Source organism: Streptomyces sp. PH9007 (genome assembly GCF_059813725.1).
In genome coordinates this window covers 3,636,088-3,649,048 of record NZ_CM187440.1, presented here as the reverse complement: position 1 = coordinate 3,649,048, position 12,961 = coordinate 3,636,088, and the positions used below count along the sequence as shown (strand labels likewise).

Genomic DNA, 12,961 nt, shown 5'->3' with positions numbered 1-12,961 from the left:
TGCCTTGCGGCGTCGTGATCACGACCGTAACCATCGGTATCGCTTTCACAACAGCTATGCGCCCGGGGAGGTTTGACAGACGTACGGGACGGGCAAAGAGCCCCGGCGGAACGGCTGACGATCCGTTCCCGTCAGTGGCCCGCCGACCGGCACAGGTCGAGCACGCCCGGGTCGATCATGTCCTTCCCCAGTTCACAGGCTTGCGCCCACGACGAGGGAACGCCACCGGCGCCGTCGGGCAGTTCCGGAACCATCCCGGCCCCCGGGCGGGGCGCCGTGGCCGCCGCCTCCGCCGCCGACGCCGCGGCCGACGGTGCGGGAGTGGCCCCCGAACCGCCCGTGGCCTGCGGCCCGGGCTCGGGAACCGGATGTGGCTGCGGTTCGCCCTCGGGCGCGGGCTTGCTGTCCCGGGCGGCGGCCCGTTCCCCCGCCTCCTGCGCCGTCTTCTCCTCACCCCCGGCGCCGTCCGCGCCCCCGTCCGCCTCCGTCACCCCGCTGACCTCGGCGGCGTCACCGCCCCCGGGGTGCACCGACACACACCCCGCACAGCCCAGACCGGCCAGACAACCCAGCAGTACCGCGATGCTCCGTTTCATGTCCTCCCCAACGCCCCGCGCCCGCACGACAGGACGGCCGACCCGCCCCGTATCACCCTGCGGGAGCAACCCGTTCGCCCTCAGGGGGGACAGGTGGACTAGACCTCTTGGCGCCGCCGGGTGAGACTGGGCGCGTGACCAGTGATCACGACGACGGTTACGTCCTCGCCCTCGATGTCGGCGGGACGGGCCTCAAAGGCGCCCTGATAGGCCCCGATCGACGACACGTCCGGTACGAGGAGCGCCGCCCCACGCGGCGCGCCGCCGGCCCCGACGCCGTCGTCGAGGGCGTACTCGGCTTCGCCCACGAGCTGTACGAGACCGGCCGCGACCGCTACGGCGCACCCCCGCTCGCCGCCGGAGTCATCTTCCCCGGCATCGTGGACGAGGAGCGCGGCACCGCCGTGTACGCCGCCAACCTCGGCTGGCGCGACGTACCACTGCGCCGCCTGCTCAGCGAACGGCTGCACGGCACCGCCGTACGGGTGGGCCACGACGTCCGCGCCGGCGGACTCGCCGAGGCCCGCCTGGGAGCCGGGGCACGGGCCGCCGGCGGCCGGTTCTTCTTCGTCTCGCTCGGCACCGGCATCGCCTGCGCCATCAGCACGGGGGACGGCCGGATGGAGACCGGCGCGCACGGCGGCGCCGGCGAACTGGGCCACATCGTCGTACGGCCCGGCGGCGAACAGTGCGGCTGCGGACAGCACGGCTGCCTGGAGACCCTGGCCTCCGCCGCCGCCGTCACCCGCGCCTGGGCCGTCGCCGGCGGCGACCCCACCGCCACCGCGGCCGACGCCGCCCGCGCCGTCGACGCCGGCGACCCGGCCGCCCTCGCCGTGTGGGACACCGCTGTCGACGCGCTCGCCGACGGACTGCTCACCGGCATCAGCCTGCTCGACCCCGAACTGGTCATCATCGGCGGCGGACTCGGCGAAGCCGGCGAGACCCTGCTCACCCCCCTGCGCGCCGCACTGACCCGCAAGGCGACCTTCCAGCGGCTGCCGGACCTGGTCCCGGCCGCCCTCGGGGACGCCGCGGGCAGCCTGGGCGCGGGCCTGCTCGCCTGGGACGCCGTCACCCCCGCCGTCACCCCCGCCGGCTCAGGCGCCCTCCCCCACGCCCCGAAAGGCCGCAGCCATGACCGCCACTGACGCCCGTGCCCGTACCGTGCTCGCCGGCGCCCACGTCGTACGCCCCGGCGGCGTCGACGAGGGCGGCCGGGTGACCGTCGAGGGCTCCCGTATCGCCGCCACCGCCGCCACCGCCGACGACCGGAACGGGGCCACCGGGCACGCCACGGAGACCCACGACCTCACCGGCCACTGGATCGTGCCCGGCTTCGTCGACATCCACGTGCACGGCGGCGGCGGCGCCTCCTTCTCGGCCGGCACCGCCGAGGAGGCCCTGACCGCCATCGACACCCACCGGCGGCACGGCACCACCACGATGCTCGCCTCCACCGTCACCGGCACCCTCGACGACCTGGCCCGCCAGGCGGGCGCCCTGTCCGAACTCGTCGAGCAGGGCGACCTCGCCGGCCTGCACTTCGAAGGCCCCTTCATCTCCCCCGGCCGCTGCGGCGCCCACGACCCCGACCTGCTGCGCGCCCCCGAACCGGACGCCGTCCGCCGCCTGCTGGACGCCGCGCGCGGCACCGCCCGGATGATGACCATCGCCCCGGAACTGCCCGGCGGCATCGAGGCCGTCCGGCTGCTCGCCGAACGCGGCGCCATCGCCGCCATCGGCCACACCGACGCCACGTACGAGACCACCCGCGCCGCCATCGAGGCGGGCGCCCGCGCCGCCACCCACCTCTTCAACGCCATGCCGCCCCTGGGCCACCGCGCGCCGGGGCCGGTCGCGGCACTGCTGGAGGACGAACGGATCACCGTCGAACTGGTCAACGACGGCACCCATCTGCACCCCTCCGTGCTCCGCCTCGCGCTGCGCGCGGCGGGCCCGGACCGGGTGGCGTTCATCACGGACGCGATGGGCGCCGCCGGCATGGGAGACGGAAGCTACCCGCTGGGCCCGCTGCGGGTGGAGGTGACCGACGGGGTGGCGCGGCTGCCGGACGGCACGATCGCGGGCTCGACCCTGACCCTGGACCACGCCCTGCGCCGGGCGGTCACGGTGGACGGCCGCCCGATCGACCACGCGGTCCGCGCCCTGTCCACGACCCCGGCGCGGCTGCTGGGCATCGCGGACCGGACGGGCTCCCTCGAGGAGGGCAAGGACGCGGACCTGGTGGTCCTGGACGCGGACTTCACGGTGGTGGGCGTGATGCGCCGAGGTGAATGGCTGGTGAAGCCGTGAAGGAAAGAAATAAGGCCGCCCGAGGTGGGGGGTGGCGGCCGTGCGGCGGGTGCGTGTTGAGCGGGGAAGACGCGGCAGGCGTCAGTTGGTGACCTGCTCATCGGTGATCCACAGCTTGTCGATGTACACATCGCACTTGTCGCCCGGCGTGCAGCCGATGTGGAAGGTGTTCTCCCCCGGCTCCAGGTTCACCAGCTTCCAGGTGCGTGTCCACCGCTCGTCCAGGCCCGCCGAGTCATCGATGTGCGGACCGTTGTAGTCCTCCGCGTCAATCTTGTCCTCGCGGATCGCGGAGTTGACCGCGAAGCTCAGCGACTGGTTGCCCTTCACGGTGTAGCCCATATTGAAGTAGTACTCACCGGGCTCGCCCTGGAAGTCGATCGTCCAGGTCACGGTCGCGTGGTGGTTGTTCATCCCGCCGACGTAGGCACCATTGTCCGACCGCGCACCGGGGATGTTGGACTCCAGCGTGGCGCCGCTGCTCAGCACCACCTCGCCGGAATCGGTGAGGTCCGCCGTCGGCAGCGCCCCGTCCGGGTCGCCGTCCTCGTCCTCGTTCTCGTCGCCCGGGTCCTCGTCGTCCGGGTTGAGGTCGTCGTCGTTGTTGTCGCCGGTCGGGTCGACCGGCTTGTCGTCGCCCTGGCCCTGGCTCTGATCCTTGTCGTCGCCGCCGCTGCTGAAGATGATCGCCGCGCCGACACCGACCACGACCGCCGCGACCACCGCGATGGCGCCGATCAGCAGCCCGTTGCGCTTGGGCGGGCCCTGGTCACCGCGACCGCGCCCACGGCCGCCGTGGCCGCCGCCACCGTACGAGCCGCCGCCCTGGGTCTCGGGCGCCGCGTAGTGGGCGTCCTGCTGGCCGTGGCCGTTGCCCTGGCCGCGCTGCCCGGCGAAGGTCCGCTCCCCGACCGGGCGGACCTGGTGGTACGACGGGGGCGGCTGCGGCGCCGGCGACTGCCCGGCTCCCTGGCCGCCCTCGGGCCGATAGAGGTACCCGAAGGGGTCGTCACCCTGCTCAGGCGTACCTCTGCCCTGGCTCCCCGCACTCATCGACCGCGCTCCTTACCCTTACCTGTCACTGCTGTGCCCCGCCCTGGTACATACGGGCGCGAGCCTACCCCGTTCGGGGGACAGCGCCGCCTGATCGGTTCAGCCCGCCCGGCGGCGTCCCTGTGACCTCGATCGCTTCTCCACGTACATCCGCTGGTCGGCGGACTCCAGGATCTCCGCCGTGGTCATGCCGCACGCGGCCCAGCCGATGCCGAAGCTCGCGCCGACCCGCACCGGGCGGCCCTCCACCCGGATCGGCGGGATGATCGCGTTGCGCAGCCGCACGGCGAGGTCGGAGGCGTCGGCCGTACCCAGCCCCTCCGCCAGGACGACGAACTCGTCACCGCCGAGCCTGGCCACCGTGTCGTTGTCCCGCACGCCGCGCTCCAGCCGCCGGGCGACCTCCACCAGGACGGCGTCGCCGCAGACGTGCCCGAAGCGGTCGTTGATGGACTTGAAGCCGTCCAGGTCGCAGAAGAGCACCGCGAGGCCCTTGCCGTCCCCGTCGGCGGCCTCCGGCGACCTGATGTGCTCGTGGTGGTCGTAGCCGGCCCGCAGCGGCCCCTTGCCGCCGCTGTCGAAGGCGTCGGCGGCGGCCTCCGCCGGGGTGGCGGCCCGGCCGTGCCGGGCCCGGCGCGGGGTCTGCTCGCATATCCGGTCGCCGAGCCGGGCCCGCAGCTCGGCGCTGTTGGGCAGACCGGTGAGGGAGTCGTGGCTGGCGCGGTGGGCGAGGGCCAGCTCGTGCCGTTTGCGTTCCTCGATGTCCTCCACATGGGTGAGGAGCATCCGGGCGCCCTCGGCCGCGTCGGCGACGACCGAGTTGCGCAGGCTCACCCACACGTAGCTGCCGTCGCGGCGGGCGAGGCGCAGTTCGGCGCGCCCGCCCTCGGCCGAGGTGCGCAGCAGGACGCCGGTGTCCTCGGGGTGGACGAGGTCGGCGAAGCCGTAGCGGCGCAGGACGGCGGCCGAGCGGCCCAGCAGCCGGCACAGGGCGTCGTTGACGCGCAGCAGCCGGCCGTGTTCCTCGCCGCCGACCTCGGCTATGGCCATACCGCTGGGCGCGTACTCGAAGGCCTGCCGGAAGCTCTCCTCGCTGGCGCGCAAAGCCTGCTGCTCGCGTTCGAGCCGGACCAGGGCGCGCTGCATATTCCCACGCAGACGCGCGTTGCTCAGGGCGATGGCGGCCTGGGTGGCGTACATCTGGAGCGCCTCGCAGCCCCAGGGTCCGGGGCGGCGGCCGTTGCGCGGTTTGTCGACGGTGAGGACGGCGAGCAGCTCGCCGTCAGGCGCGCGCATGGGGGCGAAGAGGCGGTCCATGGGGTGCCACTCGTCCGGGTAGCGGGGCGCGGGTCCTGTGGTGTGCCACTGGGGGACGTCGTCGTGGTCGAGGACCCAGCCCTCGGTGTACGGGATGAAGCGCAGTTCCCCCCAGCGCTCACCCATGGTGAGGCGGCGCTCCCAGGATTCGCGGGAGCCGGAGCGGCCGGCCACCTCCGCCTCGACGATCTCGTTCCCGGCGACGGCGGCGACGAGGAGGTCGCCGTCAGGTCTGACGTAGTTGACCGCCGCCAGTTCGAAGCCGACGGCCTCGACGACTCCGTTGGCGATGGTCTGCAAGGTGTCGGCCACACTGCGGGCGGTGCTGAGCTTCGCGAGGACGCGGTGCAGCTCTCGCAGCGAGGCGAGTCGAACGTATGGCTCCGTCTCCGTTTCCATCACTCCCCCGAACGACCCGAATGCACGTGCAGATACACAGGCCACTGAATCACAGGGAGCTGCCCACTAGGTACACAGGGTCAGCGATAACTCGCCTGCTGTGATTCAAGTCACACTGCGGAAGGGCTCGGTCGCACGATGTAGGACGCGGGGTCACCCGCTTTGGTTCTCGGGTCCGATACCGCTGCGCGACGTGCGCCGTTAGCGTGGCGGCGTGCGCCTCCCCACTGAGTCACCCCAGATACCGGTCCCGGCACCCGAGCCGCTCGTCCCGCATCCTGAAGGGGTGAGCGAGGACGAGTTCAAGGGCGCGATGGCCAGGCTCGCCGCAGGCGTGGTCCTGGTGACCGCCCACGACGAGGAGGACGGGCCGCACGGCGCGCCCGCCGGGATGACCGCCACCGCCTTCATGTCTGTCTCCCTGGACCCGCCACTGGTGCTGGTGAGTGTACGGACCGGTTCCCGGATCGACGAACTGCTGGAACGTCAGCCCCTGTGGGCCGCCTCGCTGCTCGCCGAGGGCGAACGCGCCATCGCCGGCCGGTTCGCGATGAAGGGGCGGCTGAGCGACAAACTGCTGTTCCAGGAAGTCCCGCACGCCCTGGGCGAGATCACCGGGGCGCCGCTGCTGACCGGCGCGCTGGCCACGGTGGAGTGCCGTACCGATCAGCGCGTGGCGGCCGGGGACCACACGCTGGTGGTGGCCCGGGTGCTGTCGGTCGGGCTGCCGGCGGTGGAGGGCGGGCCGCTCACCTACTACAAGGGGCGCTACCGCCACCTCGCCTGAGCGGGCGGGGCCGGGCGGCCGGGCCCCGGCCGGTCCTGGTCCCGGTCCTGGTCCCTTCGGCCGAGGACGTTCCCCCGAACGGGCCCCCGGCCCCGGCCGATCCCGCCCGTCACCCCCCGGCGTCCGTCAGTCCCAGCCCTCGCGCCCGGAACGCCCCCGCTTCACGCCCCCGCGCTGCTTCTTCTCGCGCAGCCGCCGCTCGTTGATCCCCTTCGGGATCCTGGTCGCCCGGCGCGGCGCGCGCGGCGGAGCCGTCACCTCGGCGAGCAGCCCCGCCATCCGCAGCGCGGCGGTCTGCCGGTTGCGCCACTGCGAACGGTGCTCGGAGGCCCGTACGACCACCAGCCGCCCGCCCGTCAGCCGCCCGCGCGCCGCCAGCTCGCGCAGCGCCCGCTCCTTCCACACCGGCGGCAGCGACTCGGTGGCCGCCAGATCGAAGGAGAGCTCCACCTGGGAGTCGGTGGTGTTGACGTGCTGACCGCCGGGCCCCGAGGATCGGGAGAAACGCCAACGCAGCTCGGCCTCGGGCAGGAGGACCGCACCTCGGATGACATAGGGACCGGACATGTGTCCATGGTCCTACGCGCCCCGGGGCGCGCGCATCCCACTTTCGGGACGCTGTGGGGCGTGATGGAACCCGAGGACCCCCTGTCGTCGTTGAAGGGGTGCGCGGGTGTGTACCCGCAATCGGGCAACCGATCAACCAAGCTGGATTAAAGGGGATTCTCCATGGGTGTGAGCCTGACCAAGGGCGGCAATGTCTCGCTGACCAAGGAGGCTCCGGGCCTGACGGCGGTCACGATCGGCCTCGGCTGGGACGTCCGTACCACCACGGGCGCCGACTTCGACCTCGACGCGAGCGCCCTGGCGGTGAACGCCGCGGGCAAGATCGTCTCCGACCAGCACTTCATCTTCTACAACAACCTGGTCTCGCCCGACGGTGCCATCCAGCACACCGGTGACAACACCACCGGCGACGGCGACGGCGACGACGAGACGATCAACATCAACCTGGGCTCCCTGGGCGCCGATGTCGACAAGGTCGTCTTCCCCGTCTCCATCCACGACGCCGACAACCGCGGCCAGAACTTCGGCCAGGTGCGGAACGCGTACATCCGTGTCCTCAACCAGGCCGGCGGCAGCGAGATCGCCCGCTACGACCTGACCGAGGACGCTTCGACCGAGACCGCCATGGTCTTCGGCGAGCTGTACCGCAACGGCGCCGAGTGGAAGTTCCGCGCGGTCGGCCAGGGCTACGCCTCCGGCCTGGCGGGTATCGCCCAGGACTTCGGCGTCAACGTCTGAGCCACTGAGCCACTGAGCCACCAGGGAATCGCGGCGGCCCTCGCACACGTGACGTGATGCGGGGGCCGCCACTCTGTGAGCGCATTCAGAACGAGCGTCAGTCACCGTATTCGCTGATGTCCAGTGCGAATCCGAGCGGCTCGGGAAGCACGATCCGCTCCGAGAGCCCCACCGCCCGCTTGTGGCGGTACTCCTCCCCGGCAGGCTCGCTGAACAGTGTGACCGTCGATTCCTTGCGGTCCACCAGCAGGTAGTGGGGAATCCCGGCCAGGGCGTACCCGCGCAGCTTCTTCCCCCGGTCGTTGTCCCCGGTGGACGCCGAGGTGACCTCACCGACCAGGACCGCCGGTTCGGGATCGTGATAGAGCTCGGGCGCCATAAAGCTTCCGCGCACCGCCACCACCAGATCCGGAACCACCTTGCTGGTCAGGGTCTGGGAGGGCAACAGCAATCCGATTCCGGTGTAGGTACGCAGCGACTCTTCCGTACTGCGCCGGGCCACCTGAGTGACCAACTCTGCCAGCATCGCCTCATGTGGGCCGTTCGCCGGTGGCACGACGTGGATATCCCCTTCGATCAGTTCCACGCGCCACCCCTCGGGGGCGGTCGCGTTCAATTCGTCGAAGGTGGACTCCACTACCGCGTACATCTTCTCGGCATCGGAGAGCTGCTGCCAGGACTTCCGGGGCTCGTCGCTCTGATCACGGGTGCGGTGATCACGCTCGGGAAGAGTCACGGTCATGGCGTACCTCCTTCTTACCGAACGCAACCCTGCCAGCGTAGAACTGCCCACCGACAGCCGTCGCGGGACCGACCACCCGAAGGTGTGATCACCAGGTGTTCGGTTTGACCGGGGCCGGGAAGACTGCGGTGTCGAGGGAGACGTTCAACGGGGCGGGGAGGGTGAGACGCTCACCGAAGGGGACCGAGTTCTTCTGGATGTAGCGGGCCCCCGAGGGCTGCGTGAACAGCATCGTCGAACGGTAATGACGGTCCACCAGGAGGTAGGCGGGAAAGCCCGCCCGGGCGTACGAGCGGACCTTCTCCACCCGGTCCACATTGCCGGTCGCCTTCATCGTCACCTCCGCCACCAGCAGCGGCAGCGCCCGCACGCCGCCCTCTCCGTCCGGAGCCAGCAGCACCACGTCCGGCAGCACCCGCCCCGGCATCTCCTCGTCCGCCAGCTCCAGCACCGGCACCGGGCCCACCCCCGAACGCACCGTCAGGTCCGGCCGCTGGGCGCCGAGCTGGGCCGCCAGTGAGGCCACGATCTCGGCGTGCCCCGCGTCCTCCTGCGGGGTCACCCGCACATGGCCGTCCACCAGCTCCACCCGCCACCCGCCGGGGGCCACCGCGGCCATCGCCGCGTATCCGTCCAGGGCCGTCGCCGTTCCCACGTTCATGCCCCGACCCTCCCAGCGTGGCCCGGCGCGCCGACAGAGCGCCCCGGCGATGATCACCCGAAGGTGTGAGGCTTGACCTCAAGTCCCCTTGAAGTCGCACCGTTGGGGCATGCGCGGCGTTGCCCCGGCCGCCGCCCGCCACCCTCCGGGAAGGACACCCCCGCCCATGCACGCCATCCAGCTCCACGCCTACGGCCCGCCCGAGAACCTGCGCTACGAGGAAGTCCCCGACCCCCAGCCCGCCCCCGGCCAGGTCCGTATCGCCGTCGCCGCCGCCGGCGTCCATCTCGTCGACACCGCCATCCGCTCCGCACCCATCCCCACCTGGCCCGAACCCGCCTTCCCCACCATCCCCGGCCGCGAGGTCGCCGGCACCGTCGACGCCGTCGGTGAGGACACCGACCCCTCCTGGATCGGCCGCCGCGTCGCCGCCCACCTGGGCATGGTCCCCGGCGGCTACGCCGAACTCGCCGTCACCACCCCCGACCGCCTCCACCCGCTCCCCGACACCCTCCCCGCCGATCTGGCCGTCGCCATGATGGGCACCGGCCGGATGACCATGGGCATCCTCCGCTTCACCACCATCGGCCCCGGGGACACCGTGCTCGTCCTCGCCGCGGCCGGCGGCATCGGCGCGCTGCTCGTCCAGTACGCCAGGCACCGCGGCGCCACCGTCATCGGCGCGGCCGGCGGCCCGGCGAAGGCGAAGACCGTCGCCTCCCTCGGCGCGGACCTGGCCCTCGACTACAACCAGCCCGACTGGGCCGACCGGATCCGCACCGCCTACGGCGAACGCCCCCTCACCCGCGTCTTCGAGGGAGTGGGCGGCACGTACGCCCGCACCGCCATCCCCCTGCTGGCCCCGGGCGGCGCGCACCTCTCGTACGGCTACGCCTCCGGCGCCGGGGACCTGCTGATCGTCCCGGAGGAGGAACGGCGGCGGCTCGGCATCACCTCCGAGGGCACCTTCGGCCCCGCGCTCGCCGCGAAGATCGGCGGCATGGAGAACATCCGCGTCCTGGAGGAGGAGTCGATGCGCTACGTCACCGAGGGCGTGCTGACCCCGCTGGTGCAGAGCTACCCCCTCGCGGAGGCCGCCCGCGCCCACCACGACCTGGAGACGCGGGCCACCACCGGCAAGGTGGTCCTCATCCCGTAGCCCGGTCCCCGGGTGGCCGGTCACGGGGCCGGCCACCCCCGCCGCGCTACCCCACCCGCACCGCCTCCAGCAGCACCAGCCGCTCCGGATGCAGCGTCGGAGGCTGCACCCCCACCGCGTCCAGCACCCGGCCCGGCAGCGTCACCCCGTCCTCGTCGCCCCACCACGGCAGCGTCAGCCACGACGACACCCCGGCCGCGTCCCCCGGCGCCAGCGGCGTCACCCGGTACACGCCCGCCGGGTCGAGGCCCGGCAGCCGCACCCGCCCCACCGGCGACTGCACACTCGTCGCCGTCTGCACCAGCGCGAACACCGCCCGCGCGGCGTCCGGCGCCACCACCCCGTGCACCCACAGCGCCGGATCCGGATGGTCGCCGCGCACCACGTCACCGCCGTGCAGCAGGGGACGCAGCCGCTTGTACAGCGTGATCCACTCCGCCAGCCCGGCCCGGTCCGCCCCGCTCGCCCCCGTCAGATCCCACTCGATCCCGAAGTGCCCGAACAGCGCGGTGCCCGCCCGGAAGTCGAGCCGGTGCACCCGCCCCGTCGTGTGGGCCCGCGGGGAGCCCACGTGCGACCCCATCAGCTCGGGCGGCAGCAGCAGCCCCGTCCAGCGCTGGATGGACTGCCGCTCCAGCGCGTCGATGCAGTCGCTCGTCCACACCCGGTCGGTGCGCTCCAGGATCCCCAGATCGACCCGGCCGCCGCCCGAGGAACACGACTCGATCTCCAGACCGGGGTGCCGGGCCCGCAGCTCGTCCAGCAGCCGGTAGGTGGCCAGCGTCTGCTCGCGCACCCCCGCCCGGCCGCCGGCCGCGCTGTGCCCGGCCTCGATCAGGTCGCGGTTGTGGTCCCACTTCAGATACGTCAGCGCGTACTCGTCCACCAGCGCGTCCAGCCGCCCCAGGATGTACGCGTACGCCTGCGGGTGCCCCAGGTCCAGGACCTGCTGGTGCCGCGAGAGCGGCGGCAGCCGGTCGCCGGTGGCCAGGACCCACTCGGGGTGCTCACGCGCCAGGTCCGAGTCCGGGTTGACCATCTCCGGCTCGACCCACAGCCCGAACTCCATGCCGAGCCCGCGCACGTGCTCCGCCAGCGGGTGCAGCCCCTGCGGCCACACCTCCTCGTCCACGTACCAGTCGCCCAGACCCGCGTGATCGCTGCGCCGCCCCCGGAACCATCCGTCGTCCAGCACGAACCGCTCCACCCCGACCGAGGCCCCCACCTCCGCCAGCTCCTTCAGCCGGGCCAGGTCGTGGTCGAAGTACACCGCCTCCCACACATTCAGCGTGACCGGCCGGTTGTCGGTACGGGGGTGGCTCGCGCGCCCGCGCAGGTGGCGGTGGAAGCGCGCCGCCAGCTCGTCGAGCCCGGAGCCGCCGTAGCTCCCGTACACCCACGGCGTCACGTACTCCTCGCCCGCCGCGCCCAGCGTCACCTCGCCCGCCAGCAGCAGTTCGCCGCCGCCCAGCAGCGAGACGCCGTGGCTGGTGCGCTCGGCGAGCGAGCGCTGGTTGCCGCTCCACGCCACGTGCAGCCCCCACACCTCCCCGGAGCGGAACCCGAAGGCGTCCGTCCCGGCCACGTGCACGGTCGCCGCGTCCGTGCCGGTGCGGCCCCGGCGGTTCTCCCGCAGATGGGTGCCGAGCGTGAACGCGTGCCGCTGCGGGCTGCGCTCGCGCAGATGCCGGCCGGTGAGGGTGAGCACCTCAGTGGCCCGGTCGGGCACGGGGAGGGTGAGCAGGACGCCGGACAGGGTGTACGGGGCCCGGTCGGCGGCGGCCGGCAGGCCGGCCACGGTGGCCCGCTGGCGTACCAGGCCGGACTCCGTCAGCTCCACCTCAAGCCGCAGCCCGAGCCCGGCGTGCGCGTCCTCGGCGTCGACGGTGAGGGAGCGCTCGCCGGGGTGGAGCGCGGTGACGGCGAAGGCGGTGGAGAAGTCCGCACCGGCCCGGTGCCCGGTCAGCCCGGGGGTGCCGAGCCAGCCGGCCGACTGCTCGGGCAGCAGACTCACCGGGACCGTCTCGTCCGTGCCGTTGGGCGCGACCGGCGGCACCGAGGCCCGTACGAGCGCGGCCAGCGCCGCGGCGGACAGCTCGCCCAGATCGGCGCCCCAGTGCACGGCGCGCGGCAGCCCGGTGCCCGTGCAGTTCAGCACCAGGCTGACCCCGGCGGCCCGAAGATGAACAATGGTCCCGTCGTGTCGCATCTGCGGCCTCTGCTTGATTGATCGAACATGTTGAGTCGTGTGCGATATTTCTACCTGGAGGGCAGCCCCGATGACCACCCCGTACGCCTCCGAATCCCGCACCAACCCGGAACGCTGCAACTGGTGCGAAGGCGAGGGCGTCCGCCCCTACACCTGGGCCTACGTGCCGGGCAACGACCCCTTCCGCTTCCGGGACGCCGTCACCCATACCCGCATGGGCAACTGCCGCAACTGCCGGGGCACGGGCATCTACAGCGCCCGCCGGGATCCGACGATCCCGGCCGAGGACGACACCGACCCCGGCCCGGGGCCCGGCTCCGGCGATGACGGCTGACGGCTGACGGCCGCGCCGACCGCTCCGCGCACGGCGACGGCCCCGTCGCTTCGGCGGGGACCGAAGGAACCCGCTCCTAGGCT

Annotated in this window: 13 protein-coding genes; 6 read left to right on the top strand and 7 right to left on the bottom strand. The window is 72.8% G+C overall.

Translation table 11 applies throughout. From position 1 onward, the window contains the following. Positions 1-131: 131 nt before the first annotated feature. Complete coding sequence (locus ACTFAP_RS16725) at positions 132-596, bottom strand: hypothetical protein (protein ID WP_500466730.1); 465 nt, start codon at positions 594-596, stop codon at positions 132-134. 134 nt (positions 597-730) lie between these two features. Between ACTFAP_RS16725 and ACTFAP_RS16720 the strand changes: the two genes are divergently transcribed. After that, on the top strand, positions 731-1,747 hold the full coding sequence (locus tag ACTFAP_RS16720; protein ID WP_495681321.1) for an ROK family protein: 1,017 nt from the start codon (positions 731-733) through the stop codon (positions 1,745-1,747). After that, positions 1,734-2,912 carry an N-acetylglucosamine-6-phosphate deacetylase gene (gene nagA / locus ACTFAP_RS16715; RefSeq protein ID WP_436979508.1) on the top strand — a complete coding sequence of 393 codons (1,179 nt, stop codon included), beginning with the start codon at positions 1,734-1,736 and terminating at the stop codon, positions 2,910-2,912. The genes ACTFAP_RS16720 and nagA overlap by 14 nt, the downstream gene beginning before the upstream one ends. 81 nt (positions 2,913-2,993) lie before the next feature. On the opposite strand, the gene ACTFAP_RS16710 is transcribed toward nagA, so the two are convergent. Beyond that, the gene (locus tag ACTFAP_RS16710) at positions 2,994-3,965 is read right to left on the bottom strand and encodes a carbohydrate-binding protein (RefSeq protein ID WP_436979509.1); all 972 of its coding nucleotides are present in this window, start codon (positions 3,963-3,965) and stop codon (positions 2,994-2,996) included. Between the two features lie 99 nt (positions 3,966-4,064). Continuing rightward, positions 4,065-5,681: a diguanylate cyclase CdgB gene (gene cdgB, locus ACTFAP_RS16705; protein ID WP_390125246.1), complete on the bottom strand. Its 1,617-nt coding sequence runs from the start codon at positions 5,679-5,681 to the stop codon at positions 4,065-4,067. Positions 5,682-5,967: 286 nt separating this feature from the next. Between cdgB and ACTFAP_RS16700 the strand changes: the two genes are divergently transcribed. Next, positions 5,968-6,468 (top strand): flavin reductase, encoded by a 501-nt coding sequence (locus ACTFAP_RS16700; RefSeq protein ID WP_495681320.1) that lies wholly within the window; start codon positions 5,968-5,970, stop codon positions 6,466-6,468. Between the two features lie 126 nt (positions 6,469-6,594). On the opposite strand, the gene arfB is transcribed toward ACTFAP_RS16700, so the two are convergent. Then, a complete protein-coding gene (arfB, locus tag ACTFAP_RS16695) occupies positions 6,595-7,035 on the bottom strand; it encodes an alternative ribosome rescue aminoacyl-tRNA hydrolase ArfB (RefSeq protein WP_390125241.1) in 441 nt (146 codons plus the stop codon). A 162-nt stretch (positions 7,036-7,197) separates the two neighbouring features. Here arfB and ACTFAP_RS16690 point away from each other — a divergent pair, with 162 nt between their 5' ends. Continuing rightward, positions 7,198-7,773: a TerD family protein gene (locus ACTFAP_RS16690; protein WP_386538952.1), complete on the top strand. Its 576-nt coding sequence runs from the start codon at positions 7,198-7,200 to the stop codon at positions 7,771-7,773. Between the two features lie 97 nt (positions 7,774-7,870). Here ACTFAP_RS16690 and ACTFAP_RS16685 read toward each other — a convergent pair whose 3' ends face one another. Next, positions 7,871-8,515 (bottom strand): Uma2 family endonuclease, encoded by a 645-nt coding sequence (locus tag ACTFAP_RS16685; protein ID WP_500466729.1) that lies wholly within the window; start codon positions 8,513-8,515, stop codon positions 7,871-7,873. A gap of 88 nt (positions 8,516-8,603) precedes the next feature. Next, entirely contained in the window at positions 8,604-9,176 is a 573-nt protein-coding gene (locus tag ACTFAP_RS16680) for a Uma2 family endonuclease (RefSeq protein WP_495681318.1), read from the bottom strand. 166 nt (positions 9,177-9,342) lie between these two features. Between ACTFAP_RS16680 and ACTFAP_RS16675 the strand changes: the two genes are divergently transcribed. Further along, positions 9,343-10,335: a zinc-binding dehydrogenase gene (locus ACTFAP_RS16675; protein ID WP_495681317.1), complete on the top strand. Its 993-nt coding sequence runs from the start codon at positions 9,343-9,345 to the stop codon at positions 10,333-10,335. Between the two features lie 46 nt (positions 10,336-10,381). Here the strand turns inward: ACTFAP_RS16675 and ACTFAP_RS16670 are convergent, their stop codons facing one another. Then, positions 10,382-12,544, bottom strand: coding sequence for an alpha-galactosidase (locus tag ACTFAP_RS16670; RefSeq protein WP_500466728.1), 2,163 nt, complete (start codon positions 12,542-12,544; stop codon positions 10,382-10,384). Between the two features lie 70 nt (positions 12,545-12,614). Here ACTFAP_RS16670 and ACTFAP_RS16665 point away from each other — a divergent pair, with 70 nt between their 5' ends. Next, on the top strand, positions 12,615-12,878 hold the full coding sequence (locus tag ACTFAP_RS16665) for a hypothetical protein (RefSeq protein WP_390125230.1): 264 nt from the start codon (positions 12,615-12,617) through the stop codon (positions 12,876-12,878). Positions 12,879-12,961 lie beyond the last annotated feature (83 nt).

Coding starts and splice junctions, on each gene's coding strand:
- ACTFAP_RS16725 (WP_500466730.1), bottom strand. CDS start 596: ATGAAACGGAGCATCGCGGTACTGCTGGGTTGTCTGGCCGGTCTGGGC.
- nagA (WP_436979508.1), top strand. CDS start 1,734: ATGACCGCCACTGACGCCCGTGCCCGTACCGTGCTCGCCGGCGCCCAC.
- ACTFAP_RS16710 (WP_436979509.1), bottom strand. CDS start 3,965: ATGAGTGCGGGGAGCCAGGGCAGAGGTACGCCTGAGCAGGGTGACGAC.
- cdgB (WP_390125246.1), bottom strand. CDS start 5,681: ATGGAAACGGAGACGGAGCCATACGTTCGACTCGCCTCGCTGCGAGAG.
- arfB (WP_390125241.1), bottom strand. CDS start 7,035: ATGTCCGGTCCCTATGTCATCCGAGGTGCGGTCCTCCTGCCCGAGGCC.
- ACTFAP_RS16690 (WP_386538952.1), top strand. CDS start 7,198: ATGGGTGTGAGCCTGACCAAGGGCGGCAATGTCTCGCTGACCAAGGAG.
- ACTFAP_RS16685 (WP_500466729.1), bottom strand. CDS start 8,515: ATGACCGTGACTCTTCCCGAGCGTGATCACCGCACCCGTGATCAGAGC.
- ACTFAP_RS16680 (WP_495681318.1), bottom strand. CDS start 9,176: ATGAACGTGGGAACGGCGACGGCCCTGGACGGATACGCGGCGATGGCC.
- ACTFAP_RS16675 (WP_495681317.1), top strand. CDS start 9,343: ATGCACGCCATCCAGCTCCACGCCTACGGCCCGCCCGAGAACCTGCGC.
- ACTFAP_RS16670 (WP_500466728.1), bottom strand. CDS start 12,544: ATGCGACACGACGGGACCATTGTTCATCTTCGGGCCGCCGGGGTCAGC.
- ACTFAP_RS16665 (WP_390125230.1), top strand. CDS start 12,615: ATGACCACCCCGTACGCCTCCGAATCCCGCACCAACCCGGAACGCTGC.